At 71.2% G+C, this 12,864-nt stretch carries 10 protein-coding genes, 1 tRNA gene and 1 pseudogene; 10 read left to right on the top strand and 2 right to left on the bottom strand.

Annotation, left to right across the window (positions count from 1 at the left end):
* Positions 1-1,819, top strand: a 1,819-nt coding sequence (locus G6R24_RS11825) for an ABC transporter ATP-binding protein (protein WP_163549305.1), incomplete at its 5' end; no start/stop codon positions are given.
* A 53-nt stretch (positions 1,820-1,872) separates the two neighbouring features.
* On the top strand, positions 1,873-2,193 hold the full coding sequence (locus G6R24_RS11820) for a hypothetical protein (RefSeq protein ID WP_163549304.1): 321 nt from the start codon (positions 1,873-1,875) through the stop codon (positions 2,191-2,193).
* Here G6R24_RS11820 and G6R24_RS11815 read toward each other — a convergent pair.
* Both G6R24_RS11815 and G6R24_RS11810 read right to left on the bottom strand, forming a co-directional pair.
* Entirely contained in the window at positions 2,089-2,802 is a 714-nt protein-coding gene (locus G6R24_RS11815) for a hypothetical protein (RefSeq protein WP_225438424.1), read from the bottom strand. The genes G6R24_RS11820 and G6R24_RS11815 overlap by 105 nt on opposite strands.
* A 165-nt stretch (positions 2,803-2,967) precedes the next feature.
* On the bottom strand, positions 2,968-4,590 hold the full coding sequence (locus tag G6R24_RS11810) for a phospholipase D-like domain-containing protein (protein WP_163549303.1): 1,623 nt from the start codon (positions 4,588-4,590) through the stop codon (positions 2,968-2,970).
* 170 nt (positions 4,591-4,760) lie between these two features.
* Between G6R24_RS11810 and G6R24_RS11805 the strand changes: the two genes are divergently transcribed.
* The 8 genes and pseudogenes from G6R24_RS11805 to G6R24_RS11770 form a co-directional block, all read left to right on the top strand.
* On the top strand, positions 4,761-5,483 hold the full coding sequence (locus G6R24_RS11805) for a polysaccharide deacetylase family protein (protein ID WP_225438423.1): 723 nt from the start codon (positions 4,761-4,763) through the stop codon (positions 5,481-5,483).
* 474 nt (positions 5,484-5,957) lie between these two features.
* Entirely contained in the window at positions 5,958-6,674 is a 717-nt protein-coding gene (locus tag G6R24_RS11800) for a response regulator (RefSeq protein ID WP_163549301.1), read from the top strand.
* Positions 6,675-7,013: 339 nt separating this feature from the next.
* Positions 7,014-9,506 carry an endopeptidase La gene (lon, locus tag G6R24_RS11795; RefSeq protein WP_163549300.1) on the top strand — a complete coding sequence of 831 codons (2,493 nt, stop codon included), beginning with the start codon at positions 7,014-7,016 and terminating at the stop codon, positions 9,504-9,506.
* Between the two features lie 384 nt (positions 9,507-9,890).
* Positions 9,891-10,379: a hypothetical protein gene (locus G6R24_RS11790; protein WP_163549299.1), complete on the top strand. Its 489-nt coding sequence runs from the start codon at positions 9,891-9,893 to the stop codon at positions 10,377-10,379.
* Between the two features lie 82 nt (positions 10,380-10,461).
* Positions 10,462-11,091 (top strand): oligoribonuclease, encoded by a 630-nt coding sequence (gene orn, locus G6R24_RS11785; protein WP_244957203.1) that lies wholly within the window; start codon positions 10,462-10,464, stop codon positions 11,089-11,091.
* A gap of 91 nt (positions 11,092-11,182) precedes the next feature.
* A tRNA-His gene (locus tag G6R24_RS11780) sits at positions 11,183-11,258 on the top strand.
* A 220-nt stretch (positions 11,259-11,478) separates the two neighbouring features.
* The gene (locus tag G6R24_RS11775) at positions 11,479-12,447 is read left to right on the top strand and encodes a pirin family protein (protein ID WP_163549297.1); all 969 of its coding nucleotides are present in this window, start codon (positions 11,479-11,481) and stop codon (positions 12,445-12,447) included.
* 227 nt (positions 12,448-12,674) lie between these two features.
* Positions 12,675-12,864, top strand: a pseudogene (locus tag G6R24_RS11770) (hypothetical protein); the annotation flags it as partial.

Here is a 12,864-nt window from a genome sequence, read left to right as displayed (position 1 = left end):
CGACGCGTTGCCGCCGGCGACCGAGGATCCGCGCATCGACCAGGGCGCGGCCGCCGCGCCCGACCCGGGTTTCACCCTGCGGCGACTGCTGGCCTGGGTGCGGATTCCGCTGGTGGTGGGCCTGGTGCTGGTCGCGTTGGACGCACTCGCCGGTCTCGCCGTGCCGGCGCTGGTGCGCCACGCCGTCGACCACGGGGTGAGCACGGGCGCTCGGAACGCGCTGTTCGCGACGGCTGGTGTCGCGCTGGCGGTGACCCTCGCCGACTGGGTGGTCCAGATCTGGCAGACCAGGGTCACCGGGCGGATGGGGGAGCGGCTGCTCTACGTGCTGCGGGTCAAGACCTTCGCGCAGTTGCAGCGGCTCGGACTGGACTACTACGAGCGGGAGCTCGCCGGGCGGATCATGACCCGGATGACGACGGACGTCGACGCGCTGTCGACGTTCCTGCAGACGGGGCTGACCACCGCGATCGTCAGCCTGCTGTCGTTCTTCGGGGTGCTGGTCGCGCTGCTGATCCTGGACGCCCAGCTCGCCCTCGTCGTCGTGGCCGTGCTGCCGGTGCTCATCGTCGCGACCGTGGTGTTCCGGCGGCGCTCGTCCGCGGCGTACACCGAGTCGCGGGAGTGGGTCAGCGCGGTCAACGCGTCCCTGCAGGAGAACCTGGCCGGGCTGCGGGTCGCGCAGGCCTTCGGCCGTGAACAGGTCAACCAGGAACGTTTCCGCGAGCTCTCCGACTCCTATCGGGTGTCCCGCGTCCGCGCCCAGCGGATGATCGCGATCTACTTCCCCGGGGTGGAGTTCCTGTCCCGGATCGCGCTCGCCCTGGTGCTCGGGGTCGGCGCGCACCTGGTCGACGACGGATCGCTGACGGCCGGTGGGCTGCTCGCGTTCATGCTGTACGTCAACCTGTTCTTCTCACCCGTCCAGCAGCTGTCGCAGGTGTTCGACGGCTACCAGCAGGCGATGGTGGGGCTGCGGCGGCTGTCCGACCTGCTGCGCACGCCGACGTCCACGCCGCCCGCCGAGCATCCGCGAGCCGTCGGCCGGTTGGCCGGCGAGATCATCCTCGATGATGTGACGTTCGCCTACACGGTGGGCGGGCGGCGGACGAAGACCCGGGCGGTGGACGCGGTGAGCCTGCGGATCGCGCCGGGGGAGACCGTCGCGTTCGTCGGGGAGACCGGGGCGGGCAAGTCGACGGTGCTCAAACTCGTCGCCCGCTTCTACGACGTCACCGGCGGGGCGATCCGCGTCGACGGGGTGGACGTGCGTGAGTTCGATCTGTCCGGCTACCGGCGGCGCCTGGGCATCGTGCCGCAGGAACCGTTCCTGTTCTCCGGATCCGTGCGTGACGCCATCGCCTACGCCCGTCCCGACGCCTCCGACGAACAGGTACGTGCGGCGGCGCGGGCCGTCGGCGCCGAGGCGTTCATCGCGTCGCTGCCCACGGGCTACGACCATCCCGTCGGCGAACGTGGCCGTGGGCTGTCCGCCGGACAGCGCCAGCTGCTCGCGCTCGCCCGCGCCGAACTCGCCGACCCGGACATCCTGCTGTTCGACGAGGCCACCGCCGCCCTCGACCTCGCCACCGAGGCCGCCGTCACCGCCGCCGCCGAGGCCGTCACCACCCGGCGGACCACGATCGTCATCGCCCACCGGCTCACCACCGCCGCCCGCGCCGACCGGGTCGTCGTCATGGCCGGCGGACGTGTCGCCGAACAGGGCACCCACGCGGAGCTCCTCGACGCCGGCGGCGCCTACAGCCGGCTCTGGGCGGCGTTCACCGCGGGAAACGCCGACAATTCCGCGCTGGCATGATTCGATCCCTGGCGGCCTGGGGACGTCCACCCCAGCCATCCAGGGAGGTCAACATGTGGACGAATGCGATGCTCGTCGTCGACGTCGCCTGGCCGGAGCTGCCCCGTGAGCTCTCCGGGCCCGACGAACTCGTCGATCAGCTCGTCGACGCCAAGCTGCGGGAACGGGCCGGGATCACCGCTGTCGACGAACACGGCCTCGCCTTGGCGCTGCGTCGACCGGAGGAGGCCGAGACGTTCGCGGCCGACCTCGCAGACCGGCTGTGCGCGCTAGGGATGCCGGACCGTACCTACCTGTCCTGGCGGGATGAGCTCGGCCTGCACCGCCGTTCCGTCACGGGACGCCGCATCGCGACCACCCGCCGGGTCGCCTGAACCACCGTCGCGGTCGGCCCCGGCGGACAGCGACGCCTGGGCGATCGCCGCTCCGTAGCGGGCGGCGCCCGGCGACGGCAGCGGGCAGGCGGTCATCGGCGGCACCGTCAGCGGGCAGAAATGGGTGCCGTCCGGGCTGCGGACGGTCACGAAGCCGCTCGGCCCGCAGGTCTCGCCCCTGGTGCAGTGCAGGGTCGGCGTGAACCGGCCGTTGTCGGTCACCACCCGTCCCGCCGGTGCGACGGTGACGACCCCGCCGGGACGATGGTCGGCGGCGATCCGCTGCCACACCCGGTCCAGCGCGGTGCGGCCCGCGGCGTCCACCGGCTGGTCCGACCGCGGCGGCGCCTCCACTAGGACGACGGCGACCCCGGCGGCGGTCAGCTGATCCACGGCCTGGCCGACGTCGGCCCGGTAGGCGGCGACCAGATCCCGGCCGCGCATGCAGGGGGTGCCCTCGTTACCGGAGAACGCCAGCGCCGCCACGGTCGGACGGAACGCGCGGAGCTGGACCGCCAGATCGGGGAGCCAGTCGCAGGGGGCGGTCCCGCCCCAGGTCCGCACGAGCGCGGTGGCGTGCCGGTCGGCCTCCACGTCCCGGGTGAACACCGCCCCCCGCCTCCCAGGCCAGCGAGTCGCCCCACAACACGACCCGCTGGCCCGCGACCGATCTGGTCCGCGACGCCGGATGCTGCACGACCCAGGTACCCGCGACGAGCACCAGGGCCGTCACGAACAGCCACGAGATCGGGCTGAGTCGCCTGGTCCGGCCGATCACCATCGTCCGGCGGTCCGCATCCGACGGGGCCGACCGTCCGGATCGTAGATCGCGTGGTAGAGCGATCGTGCCCAGGCCTGCTGGACCCGGCCGAGCTGATGCGGGGTGTGCGGTACCACCCGCCCCGGCGGACGATCACCGACCCGCCCGCCGGCGTGCCAGGCGGCCAGCGCCGCCGCCCGTTCGCGGAACAGGGCGAACCCCGTCTCCGGGTCGATCAGGTCGTCGTCGGGACCGTCCCAGTCCAGGTGCTCACGCCACAGGTTCAGGCGCAGGTCACGGGCGTACACCCGGGCGCCGTCGCCGAGCCCGCCCGGGTCGTGTGGCTCCCGCGGGTCGAGCTCGTCGTCGATGGTCGCCACCGCGAGCTCGCTGTCATGTGTCCAGGACCGACGGTTGAGGTTGTCCGACCCCACCGACGCCCACACGTCGTCGACCGTCACCGCCTTCGAGTGGACGTAGACGGGCGTGCCCGCGTGGTTCTCCACGTCGTACACCGCGACCCGGTCACCGCCCGCGTCGCGGCAGACCTGAAGCGCCTGCTGCCGGCCGACCAGGTTCGGCGGCAACGACAGCGCCCCGCCCTGGGTCGGATGCCGCGGCACCACGATGATCAGATGAAGCCGCGGGGAGCGGCGCAACGCCTCGGCGAACAACCCGGCGACCTCGATGGACCACATGTACTGGTCCTCCAGGTAGATCAGCTGGCTGGCCCGCCGCAGCACCTTCTGGTAGGCGCGGGCGATCGAACGCTCCCCGACCCGCGCGAACGGGTACGGCCCCCACCGCCGTCGCGGGTAGGTCCGCAGGATCTGCACGTTGTGCGAACCGGCCGGTGCCGGGTCGGCCTGCTGCGGGTCGGGCAGCGGCTCGGTGGACGTCGCCACCGGACGCAGCCGGTAGTACAGCCGCCGCACCGGGTTCGGGTTCTCCAACGACGTCGGATCATCCCAGCGTTCGCGGAACGTGTACTCGAGATCACCGACCGCCGGGCCACGCACCTCGACCTGAAGGTCGTGCCAGGGCGGGGCGTCGCCGTACGCCTTCGCGATCGGCTGGCTCTGCGGATCGCCGGCGTGGGACGCGTCGTCGCGCCGGTTGTGACACAGGTCGATCCCGCCGGCGAACGCGATGCCACCGTCGGGGTCGCCGCCGCGGCGGGCGATCACGAGCTTCTGGTGGTGCGAGCCGCCGGCGCGCACCCGCTGGTCCAACGCGACCTGGGCGCCCGCTTCCACCAGCCGTTCGGCCAGCAGCCGGTTCGGCTTCGAGCTGAACGAGAGCAACTCCAGATGCGAGCGCCAGAGCAGCCCACGCACCGTGATCCCACGGGCGGCCGCCCGGCCCAGCACCTCACCCACCTCGGAGCCGGCACCGTCCAGGCGCTGGTCGAGATCGCCGCGCCAGTCGGTGAACAGCAACAGGTCACCGGCGTCGAGGCTCTCGACGGTCGTCAGCAGCCGGCTGAAGTACTCCCGGCCGTGGATGAGCGCCACGACCTGGTTGCCGGTCGTCCACAGCCGCCCGTCACCGCGCCGTCGATCCAGCGCGGTGTCCGGGTTGCCCCGCTCGTCGCCCGCGAGGAACCAGGACGCGAGCGTCTCCTCCTTGCTGGGCACGGGTAACACTGTCGCGCCGTCAACGGTCACCGTCGCCTCACTTTCTGCTCCCAGTTCCAGTACGACCCATACCGCCTCTTACCAGACCGCGAAGCCGGGGGACGTGACCGGACTCATAGCCATCGCCCCTGTGGGACAGTCTCGGCATGCGGCCCTCCGGCGTACCACTGATGGTGACGTTCGGCCTGACGGCCGGGGTGGCCTACGGACTGCCGTCGCTGGCGACCCTGCGCCGGGCCCGAATCCGGCTCACTCCACGTCTGGCCGGGATCGGCACGCCCGACCATGTCGCGCTTACCTTCGATGACGGACCTGACCCGGCATCCACCCCATTGTTCCTTGCGGTGCTCGCCGAGCTGGAGGTAAGGGCCACCTTCTTCGTGCTGGGCAGTCAGGTCCAGCGGGCGCCGGGCCTGGCCGCGGAGATGGTCGCGGCCGGGCACGAGCTCGGCGTGCACGGCTGGGATCACCGCCCCATGCTGCTGCGCGGCCCCCGCTCGACCCACGACCAGCTGCTGCGCACCCGCGACCTGATCGCCGAGGTGACCGGCCAACCGCCGCGTCATGTTCGCCCACCCCACGGCATCCTGTCGTCCGGGGTGCTGCTGGCCGCCCGGGCCCTGGAGCTCACCCCGGTGCTCTGGTCGGCCTGGGGGCGGGACTGGACCGCCGACGCCACCCCGGCCAGTGTGCTCGCCACCCTCGCCCCCGACCTGCGCGGCGGCGCCACTGTGCTGCTGCACGACAGTGACTGCACCAGCGCCCCCGGTGCCTGGCGCAGCGCGCTGGGCGCCCTGCCCGAGCTCGCCGCCCGCTGCGACGACGCCGGGTCGCGGGTCGGCCCGCTGGCCGACCACGGTCTGTTCGACCACGGCCTGTTCGACCGGGCCTGACGCGGCACCGGTGATGAATGCGACATCACCGGATACCCGGCGGCATTACCACGATGCGACGCGTCTCGTCTATTTGCTGCACCGATAGATAACCTCGCTGCCCAAATGACGACTGGTCATTGGCGGCTCGTCGGGTAATCCCGATGCTTGCCGCCTGCGTCCGTTTTCGGGTGGTCTGCGCGCCTGTTGGTGTCCGGTCGGTGTCCAGGGTGGGGGTCGGCTGGCCGGAACGGCTGCCGCATCGCGGACGAACCCACTGATACCCGCAGTTCGCCGCGCCCGATCCCCGTATTATTTCCGGCATGTCGGATGCCTTACCGGGGATCGGCGCCACCATCTCGCCGACGCCGACGCCGACGCCGTCACGACCACGGGTATGTCCTTCATCGCGTAGAGTGGATGAGTGTCCGAACCCTCTTTCGTTCGCGTCCGCGTCATGGGCCGGACGTTTCGCCGCTGATACCCGGGTATGTGATGACGGCCAGTGTTGTGCCGCCGTCGGCCGCTGAAGCCGGCACCGTCGAGGGCTCCGCACCGATTCGAGTCCTCGTCGTAGACGACCATGAGCTCTTTCTGCAGGGCCTGCAGACCGTGCTGGAGATTGAGGACGACATCAGTGTCGTCGGTCAGGCCGGCGACGGCCAGGAGGCGCTGTCGCTGGCATCGGGCACCCTGCCGGACATCGTCCTGATGGACGTGCGCATGCCCGGCCGCGACGGCATCGCCGCCGCCAGCGCCATCCGCCGAGCGGTGCCGCGGACCAGGATCGTGATGTTGACGATGTCGGACGAGGAGTCCGACCTCTTCGACGCGATCAAGGCCGGTGCCGTCGGGTATCTGCTCAAGTCCATCCCGCCGCACGAGGTGGCCGACGCCGTCCGCGCCGTGCACAACGGCCAGAGCCTGATCAGCCCCTCGATGGCCTCGAAGCTGATGGTCGAGTTCGCCACCATGGCCCGTGGTTCGGATGATCGACCACGTGCGCCCGCCCCCCATCTGACCGCCCGTGAGCTCGAGGTCCTGCGACTGGTGGCCGAGGGCCGGGCCAACCGCGAGATCGCCCGCAAGCTGTTCATCAGCGAGAACACGGTCAAGAACCACGTGCGCAACATCCTCGACAAGCTCCAGCTTCACTCCCGGATGGAAGCGGTCATGTACGCCGTCCGCCAGGGCCTGTTCGACATCGAATGACGCCACCCGCGCGCTGAGCCCCTACCGGTGGGCCGGGTACCGGCGGGTACCGGCGGGTACCGGCGGGTACCGGCGGGTACCGGCGGGTACCGGCGGGTACCGGCGGGTACCGGCGGGTACCGGCGGGTACCGGCGGGTCCCGGCGGGTACCGGCGGGTCCCGTACCGGCTGGCCCGTACCGGCGGTCTGCGCCGCCCTTGGCGCCGAGGTCTGCGCTGAGCTTTGCGCCGAGGGCGGTGGCTGAGGGCGTTCGCTGAGGGCGATCAGGCTTCGGAACATCGATGGACTGACCTGAGTTAAGCCATGGTGACTCAACTTCCTGACGTGAGGGTGGACCACATGGCACAGCACAGGGTGTTGCCCGTCCTGCCGCTGGACGACGCGGTCGTCCTGCCCGGCATGGTGGTGTCCCTCGACCTGGCCGACGACGAGACCCGTGCGGCCGTGGATGCCGCCCGTGCCGGCGGGGCTCCCGGCGCCTCCGACGCTCGGGCGCCGGGCGTCTCCAGCCGGCCCGCCGGGGGCGGCGCGCAGGTGCTGCTCGTCCCACGGATCGACGGTCAGCTCGCCCAGGTGGCCGCGGTCGGGGTGATCGAGCAGACCGGGCGGCTGCCGCGTGGCGGTTCGGCCGCCGTGGTGCGGGGGACGTCCCGCGTCAGCGTCGTCGCGCTGCGTCCGGCACCGCCCGCGCCCGACGCTGACGCCGCCGCGGGTGACGCCGGTGCGGGCGATGCTGTCGAGGTGCGCTGGGCCGAGGTCCGTGACCTCGAAGCCGGCGCTGACGAAGGTGCGCAGGGGCTGGCGCGTGAGTACAGGGCGCTGGTCACCGATCTGCTGCGCCAGCGTGGTGCGTGGCAGATCCTCGATTCCGTCGCGACGATCACCGATCCGTCGGTGCTCGCCGACACGGCCGGCTACGCGGCCTATCTGAGCACCGCGCAGAAGGTGGAGCTGCTCGGCACGCCGGCGGTGGGTGCCCGGCTGCGGCTGCTGGTGAAGTGGACGAAGGGGCATCTCGCGGAACTGGAGGTGGCCGAGACCATCCGCCGGGACGTCCAGGAGGGGATGGATCGCCAGCAGCGTGAGTTCCTGCTGCGTCGCCAGTTGGCCGCCGTGCGCAAGGAACTCGCGGAACTGGACGGGAACGAGGCCGACGGCGGTGCCGGCGGCGGGTCGGAGCCGGCGGACTACCGGGCTCGGATCGAGGCCGCGAACCTGCCCGAGAAGGTGCGGACGGCGGCCGTGAAGGAGGTCGACAAGCTCGAGCGGACCGCCGAGTCCTCACCCGAGGGCGGCTGGATTCGCACCTGGCTGGACACGGTCCTCGACCTGCCGTGGAACGTGCGTGCCGAGGACTCCTACGACATCGCCGCGGCCCGGGCCGTGCTCGATGCCGATCACGCGGGGCTGGCGGACGTCAAGGACCGGGTCATCGAACATCTGGCGGTCCGCCGTCGCCGGGCCGACGCGGGGCTTGGCGTGGTCGGCGGCCGGCGGGGCGGCGCGGTGCTGGCCCTGACCGGGCCGCCCGGGGTGGGCAAGACATCCCTCGGCGAGTCGATCGCGCGGGCGATGGGCCGTCCGTTCGTTCGGGTGGCGCTGGGCGGGGTGCGCGACGAGGCGGAGATCCGCGGCCACCGGCGCACCTACGTCGGCGCGCTGCCCGGGCGAGTGGTGCGGGCGATCCGCGAAGCCGGCGCGATGAACCCCGTCGTGCTGCTGGACGAGGTGGACAAGCTCGCCGCCGACTACCGCGGCGATCCGACCGCGGCGCTGCTGGAGGTGCTCGACCCGGAGCAGAACCACACGTTCCGTGACCACTATCTCGAGGTGGAACTGGATCTGTCGGACGTGCTGTTCCTGGCGACGGCGAACGTGCTGGAGGCGATCCCGGCGCCGCTGCTCGACCGGATGGAGGTCATCCGCCTCGACGGCTACACCGAGCAGGAGAAGGTCGTCATCGCACGCGACCATCTGCTGCGCCGGCAGCGGGAACGCGCCGGACTCGCCGCCACGGACGTGACCGTCGAGGACGACGCGCTCGCCCTGCTGGCGGGCGAGTACACCCGCGAGGCCGGGGTGCGTGACCTGGAACGGGCGATCGCCCGACTGCTGCGCAAGATCGTCGCGCGGACCGCGCTGGGCGAGGCGACCCTGCCGGTGACGGTGGGGGCCGCGAACCTGACCGGCTATCTGGGCCGGCCGAGGTTCACCCCGGAATCGGCGGAACGCACCGCGTTGCCCGGCGTGGCGACGGGGCTCGCCGTGACCGGCGCCGGCGGGGACGTGCTGTTCGTCGAGGCATCGCTGGCGGACGCGGAGACCGGCGGCTCGGGGCTCACGCTCACCGGTCAGCTCGGTGACGTGATGAAGGAGTCGGCCCAGATCGCCCTGTCCTACCTGCGTTCGCACGGGGCCGAACTGGAACTGCCGGTCGGGGACCTCGCCGAACGGGGGGTCCACGTGCACGTGCCCGCCGGTGCCGTGCCCAAGGACGGGCCGAGCGCCGGGGTGACCATGACGACGGCACTGGCGTCGTTGCTGTCCGGGCGGCCGGTGCGCGCGGACGTGGCGATGACCGGGGAGGTGTCGCTGACCGGGCGGGTGCTGCCGATCGGCGGGGTGAAGCAGAAGCTGCTCGCCGCGCACCGGGCCGGCCTCACCACCGTCCTGTTGCCCCGGCGTAACGGGCCGGATCTGGATGACGTGCCCGCCGCGGTGCGCGAGGCACTCACCGTCCATCTGGTCACCGACGTGCGGGAGGTGCTGGAGCTGGCCCTGGAACCCGGTTTCGACCCGGCGGCCCGTTCCCGGCAGGCGCTCGCGGCCTGAGATCCCTGTTGGGGGGCCAAACAGGCACGCAAGGGACGGCTGGCCACAGCTGCGGGGCGACGCGCCGTGGACAAGGTAAACACCATGTGACGGGGGTGCACGAAGGCCCGATCGGAGCTACGGTCGGGGCGTGGATGGTGGCCGCTGTCTTCGGCAGGAGCGCATCGCGCAGCAACGCATCCTGGGGCTTAGTCGCCGAGGGGTGCGGCAGAGACCGCGCGACAATCGTGGGCCGGCGCATCTGCCGAGCCGACCGCCTGGCCGGCGAAGGCGCCGCTCGCACTGACCGGTCATCCAGCCGGACCGACCTGGTGCTCGTCGTGACCCAGCGGCCCGCTACAGTTATCGGATCCCATGCCACCGTGGCGAAGGGGCCCGAACGAGGTGGACGTCCTCAAGCAAGGCTGGGTCGGTCTTGCCCTGTTCTGCGCGGCTCTGCTGCTGATGCCCGCTCTGGTCTTCGGCTACGACAAGGACGCCTCGAGGGCCGACGAGGTCCGCGCCAGTCCCCGGCCCGCGGCCGCGACCACACTGCCGCTGCCGGTCGGCACCGGCATCTTCCCCGCGCCCAGACCGGTACTCGCCTTCGCCGGCATCCAGGCGGACCAGCCGATCGCCGGATTCCGGCGGATCGAGATCAACTCGCTGTCCTACACCGGGCCACTCAACTGGGTGCTGAACGGACCGATCGAGCCCTACCAGATCAGCCTCGCCCAACCGCCGTACATCTTCGCGCCCGGTCCGGACCAGGGCTGGCAGACCGACCAGGTACCCAACGGGCAGTACACCCTGACCGCGATCCCGGTCCGGGAACCGGACATGGCGATCTCCGTGTCCTTCACGGTCAGTAATCGCGTGAGCGTGTCCGGTTGATCGCTGGTCCGGGCGCGTGACGAGGCCGTCCGAAGACCTTAGTGTCAGCGGGATGGATCGTCTGGTGTGGATCGACTGCGAGATGACAGGCCTCGACGCGACGTCGGACCTGCTGCTGGAAGTTGCCTGTCTCGTTACGGACAGTGAACTTAATGTGCTCGACGAAGGCATCGATCTGGTGCTGGCCGCGCCGGACGAGGCGCTCGACGCGATGGTCCCGGTCGTCCGGGACATGCACAGGACGTCCGGTCTGACCACCGCCGTCCGCGCGTCCACGCTGACGTTGGCCGACGCGGAGAAGCTGGTGCTCGACTACGTCCGGGAGCGGGTTCCCGAGGTGCGGCGGGCCCCCCTGTGCGGAAACTCGATCGCCACCGACCGGACGTTCATCGCCCGGTACATGCCCGCGCTGGACGGCCACCTGCACTACCGGATGATCGACGTATCGTCGATCAAGGAACTCGCCCGCCGGTGGTACATCCGGACCTACTACGCCGCCCCGGCCAAGCGCGGCGGCCACCGCGCGCTCGCCGACATCCAGGAAAGCATCGAGGAACTGCGCTACTACCGTGAGGCCCTGTTCGTCCCCGCGCCGGGACCCGGCACCGAGCAGGCCCGCACCATCGCCGCGGACGTGCGCGCCCGCACCGAGGCGGCCCAGGCCGGCCTCGTCGCCCGTCGGACCGACGCCGCCGACGCGACCGCCAGTTGAGATAACTGTTGCCGGCCCCCGTCCACGTGGCCGCTGTGACCGGTATGATGCCTGTGCACGGTGAGGCGCCCACGGCGCCACGCCGTACATGGTGGGTGTAGCTCAGCTGGTAGAGCACCGGGTTGTGGTCCCGGTGGTCGCGGGTTCAAGTCCCGTCACCCACCCCAGATTCCTTCTCGCCTGCGCGAGTTTCCTGGCCGCCCGCGATGTCTGATCGTGGCCGGTCCTTCTCTCCCTGCTGAACGGTGATCATGCCTGTCCGCCTGCATGTCTGCCTGTGGGCGGGAAGAATCGGTGGGGGTTGGTGGTTGTGCGGGGCAGGTAGTTGCTGATGCAACTATCCGGCCGCTGTCGCAGCCGTACGTGTGAGAGCTACTGGAGGACGTCATGCCCGCCGTGACCGCCGATACCGTCCACCTGCCGCGGTTGGCCGAGCCTGGCCTCGGCGACGTCGACCGTCCGGTGCGCAGGATCACGACCGCGCCGGGCGGGTACGAGGGGGAGGGCTTCCCGGTGCGCCGGGCCTTCGCCGGGGTGCGGCTCGCCGACCTCGACCCGTTCATCCACATGGACGAGATGGGTGCCGTCGACTACGGGCCCGGTGAGCCCAAGGGCACGCCGTGGCATCCGCACCGGGGCTTCGAGACCGTCACCTACATGATCGACGGGACGTTCCAGCATCAGGACTCGCATGGTGGCGGCGGGCTGATCGCCGATGGTGCGACGCAGTGGATGACCGCGGGAGCGGGCATTCTGCACATCGAGACGCCGCCGGCGGAGCTGGTGGAAAGCGGTGGGCTGTTCCACGGGGTGCAGCTGTGGGTGAACCTGCCGGCCAAGGACAAGTTCGCCGCGCCGCGCTACCAGAGCATCGAGGGTCCGCAGGTGGCGCTGGCCGCGTCGCCGGATGGTGGCGCCCTCGTGCGGGTGATCGCGGGAGACGTCGGCACGCGGCAGGGGCCTGGCTCGACGCACACGCCGATCTCGGTGGTGCACGTGACGGTGAGTCCCGGTGCGACGGTGCACGTCCCGTGGAACCCGGAGTTCAACGCGCTCGCCTACGTGCTGGGCGGGCGCGGCGCGGTCGGGCCGCAGCGGACGGCGATCGAGGCCGGTCAGCTGGCCGTGTTCGGTGCCGGTGACCTGGTGACGGTCGCCGCGGCCGAGCGGCAGGACTCGGTCAGTCCGCGGCTGGAGGTGCTGTTGCTCGGTGGACGTCCGATCCGCGAACATGTCGAGATGCACGGGCCGTTCGTCATGAACACCCGCGCGGAACTGGTCCAGGCCGTCGAGGACTACCAGGCCGGACGCCTCGGTGTCATCCCCGCCGACGCCCTCATGCCACACCGCGTCTGACGCCACACCGCCTCCAGAGACCCGCACCGGGCTCTGCGGCCACACCGCATTCGGGGTGCCGGTCCCGCGCGTACGGACTTGTACCCGGATGTACGAGGCGGGTGCCGTGCGGGAAAGGCGTCGGTATGCTCGCGGTATCCGGAAAGCCTTCGGTTCCTTGCGGGTGATTGTGCGGTGCCGCCATCATCGATGGTGTCGGATTCGCTGAACCTGCGCGAGCGACGGGGATGGCGATGCTGCGCAAACCTGAAGCGGTGGGTGTGGATGCCGATCGTGGGTCCGGTTTTCGGCTGGTGGAATGGCCAGCCGAAAGTTTCCTCGGGCAGATTCCCACGGTCGGCCGCGAGGAGATTCTCCGGCTTGGTACGCCACGCGTTTTCGCCGATGAAGAGGCGTTGATGTGGGAGGGTGACCAGT

The organism is Candidatus Frankia nodulisporulans, from assembly GCF_902806475.1.
In the GTDB taxonomy this organism is placed as follows: domain Bacteria; phylum Actinomycetota; class Actinomycetes; order Frankiales; family Frankiaceae; genus Frankia; species Frankia umida.
This window is presented reverse-complemented; position numbering and strand designations above follow the sequence as displayed.

Excerpts from the sequence above, each read along its gene's own strand:
- G6R24_RS11805 (WP_225438423.1), top strand. The coding sequence starts at position 4,761 with ATGGTGACGTTCGGCCTGACGGCCGGGGTGGCCTACGGACTGCCGTCG.
- G6R24_RS11775 (WP_163549297.1), top strand. The coding sequence starts at position 11,479 with ATGCCCGCCGTGACCGCCGATACCGTCCACCTGCCGCGGTTGGCCGAG.
- G6R24_RS11800 (WP_163549301.1), top strand. The coding sequence starts at position 5,958 with ATGACGGCCAGTGTTGTGCCGCCGTCGGCCGCTGAAGCCGGCACCGTC.
- G6R24_RS11820 (WP_163549304.1), top strand. The coding sequence starts at position 1,873 with ATGTGGACGAATGCGATGCTCGTCGTCGACGTCGCCTGGCCGGAGCTG.
- lon (WP_163549300.1), top strand. The coding sequence starts at position 7,014 with ATGGCACAGCACAGGGTGTTGCCCGTCCTGCCGCTGGACGACGCGGTC.
- orn (WP_244957203.1), top strand. The coding sequence starts at position 10,462 with ATGACAGGCCTCGACGCGACGTCGGACCTGCTGCTGGAAGTTGCCTGT.